The following is a 2,769-nucleotide window of genomic DNA, read 5'->3' as shown; positions in this document are numbered from 1 at the left end:
CGCTTGACGGGGGGCTTTGCCCCCAAAACGAAACACGTTCACTGGGGTTCACTTGCCATCGCTGGGGCGTGTCATTTCGTTTCGGCTCCCCCTGTTTTTCCCTTTCTTCGCTGGACGCTCATCAGGATAAAAACAAAAAGCCTACCGCCCTCGTTTTACTCGGTTGGTCAAATCGCTTCTTGCCACAAAACAAGTTTGTGACTTTCAGCGATTTCGCATCGTTTTACTTGTCAGTTTGCACGATGTTAAAAACGCACTCAGAAGCCCGCAAAACCGTTCTAAACTTTCAGCGTAGATTTGGGTGTTTTATAGGGTGATCGTGTCTTAAAATCGTTTCGAGGGGCTTTAATGGGGATGAACGGGCGGTTTTTGCTAACTAACTCGCCCGTTTAACATAAAAGGGATTGTATGAATCAATTTTAGCTAGAGTTTAAGGTTGTTCAAATTAATGTACAATGATTACACTGTATAAATAACCAGGTGTAGCATGTATGGAAAAGCACTTTATCAATGAAAAGTTTTCACGAGATCAATTTACGGGGAATAGAGTTAAAAATATTGCCTTTTCAAATTGTGATTTTTCAGGGGTTGATTTAACTGATACTGAATTTGTTGATTGTAGTTTTTACGACAGGAATAGCTTGGAAGGGTGTGATTTTAATAGAGCCAAACTAAAAAACGCTAGCTTTAAAAGCTGCGATTTATCAATGAGTAATTTTAAAAACATTAGCGCCTTAGGTCTTGAAATTAGTGAGTGTTTAGCTCAAGGAGCTGATTTTCGAGGGGCTAATTTTATGAATATGATAACTACAAGGTCATGGTTTTGTAGTGCTTATATAACCAAGACAAATCTTAGTTACGCTAATTTTTCTAGAGTCATATTAGAAAAGTGCGAACTGTGGGAAAATCGCTGGAATGGCACTGTGATAACTGGCGCCGTGTTTCGTGGCTCCGATCTTTCTTGTGGGGAGTTTTCATCGTTTGATTGGTCTTTGGCTGATTTTACTGGTTGTGATTTAACGGGTGGGGCGCTTGGCGAGCTTGATGCAAGGCGAATTAATTTAGATGGAGTGAAGTTGGATGGAGAGCAGGCGCTTCAGCTTGTTGAGAGTTTAGGTGTTATTGTTCACCGATAAAATCTAGGTAAAAAACGCCTAATGCCCCAATGTGGTACTAATCAAAACGGAGCGAAGCGACATCTTCATCTTGTCTTTGCTTTTCTCCATGATCAGTTATTGGGTCATGGTCTCTTAGCTCGTTAATCTGGCTAAGTTTGGTTAGGTTGGGCTTCTTTCGACACTTCGCAATCCAAGAAATCCCTAGTCCGTTGATTGGTGCTCTTATCAGGTACGCACTGTAATCTTTCGATACCGCAGCGTGATTCGGAGGTAGAGCCGGAATTTCGTTTTCCGGTACGTTTTACTACCACAATTTGCCTGTTTATCCTTTCGGAGACCGGGCTAAGTCCGAGTCAATCAAGTGGTGCATTTGGGTTAATGTCGTTGGCTGGTATTTAATGAGAACGTGACAAGCGCCTCTCACGTTGCTAAGATTGGATTGCGACGTCTAATCTGAGCAACGAATGCACAAGATTTAGAGTACCAGAGCCCTGTGATGCTGTCACGGGGCTTTGTTACATCTGGAGCTTGGTAAACCTCATAAATTCAATTCGCAACGCTCGCCGCAAGGCGTGAACTTGTTTCACGTCGAGGAAGCGGAATTTCTCGAAAGCCTTATACTGTCTCCGTTCACACATGATCGGAGGGTGTCTCTATGTCTCAATTATTTCGTTTGGCATCGCCAGAAGATTACGAATACATCGAAGAATTAAATTTATGGGAATTGTCATTTGATAAGCGACCGGTTCAAGGGGTTCGTTGTGAAGATCCGGTGATCGGGGCAGAAAAATATAATCAAGGGCGTGAAAAATTTAAGGCGTTAGCGTTACGGCATAAAAAACACTGGAAACCGAACGGATTGACCTTTTCGGAGTTGATCCGCTGGGCAATAGAATGCGGAACTCCAGAACAATGTCAGCTTGTTTTAGCGTTATACCATTGCACAAACGATGATGATTATCAGGCGATGGGAATTCAGTTAAGCCGAAGTATTGATAATGCAAATGTCAGTCCGATCATCTTTTTCACAGGTAAAAATCAACGGTTATTAGGTGATTTTTCGATGCTAAAACAGCTCGAAGAAAAGGTGCGCTGACGTTAGGTTTACCTATTATTTTATGTATTATCCTATCTATTATTCTATCTCTTATTTTATCTATTTCGTCTGTAATAGGTAGAATAATACATAGAATAAGATACAGAATAATAGATAGACACAAGATGACGTTGTGTTATTTCTTACCCATTAATCCACCTGTTATTCTACCTATTACTTTACCCGTTATTGCACCCAATTTAGGTATAACGGGCAGAATAACGGGTGAAATAATGGGTAGAATCATAGTTTTACTAACTTGCACCCCATGATACTTTCAGTATCAATGCCACTCATTTTCTGGACGAAAATGAATGACATAAGGCTCCGCCCTCTGGCTATTTTCTTCGGCTGGACGCCTGAGAAAAAAACCATTCACCCAAGCCCGTCAAACTCACTGCGTTCGTCTGACCACCCCCTTTTTTCGCCCCTGTATTTGGTCGCTCAAAAATGTGGTGGTCAGACGCTTCGCTTGACGGGGGGCTTTGCCCCCAAAACGAAACACGTTCACTGGGGTTCACTTGCCATCGCTGGGGCGTGTCATTTCGTTTCGGC

General features: G+C 42.3%; 3 protein-coding genes. All 3 read left to right on the top strand.

Annotation, left to right across the window (positions count from 1 at the left end; all coding sequences use genetic code 11):
* The coding region (locus NBG71_RS18600; RefSeq protein ID WP_210847385.1) for a hypothetical protein at positions 1–317 on the top strand (317 nt) is incomplete at its 5' end.
* Positions 318–491: 174 nt separating this feature from the next.
* Positions 492–1,136 carry a quinolone resistance pentapeptide repeat protein QnrD1 gene (locus NBG71_RS18595; protein ID WP_012634451.1) on the top strand — a complete coding sequence of 215 codons (645 nt, stop codon included), beginning with the start codon at positions 492–494 and terminating at the stop codon, positions 1,134–1,136.
* A gap of 637 nt (positions 1,137–1,773) precedes the next feature.
* The gene (locus NBG71_RS18590; RefSeq protein ID WP_069368859.1) at positions 1,774–2,214 is read left to right on the top strand and encodes a hypothetical protein; all 441 of its coding nucleotides are present in this window, start codon (positions 1,774–1,776) and stop codon (positions 2,212–2,214) included.
* Positions 2,215–2,769: the final 555 nt, after the last annotated feature.

This window comes from Proteus sp. FZP2095, assembly GCF_023701425.1.
Classification (GTDB): Bacteria; Pseudomonadota; Gammaproteobacteria; order Enterobacterales; family Enterobacteriaceae; genus Proteus; species Proteus cibarius.
Note: the sequence above shows the minus strand (reverse complement) of the source record. Positions and strands in the feature narration are given on the sequence as shown.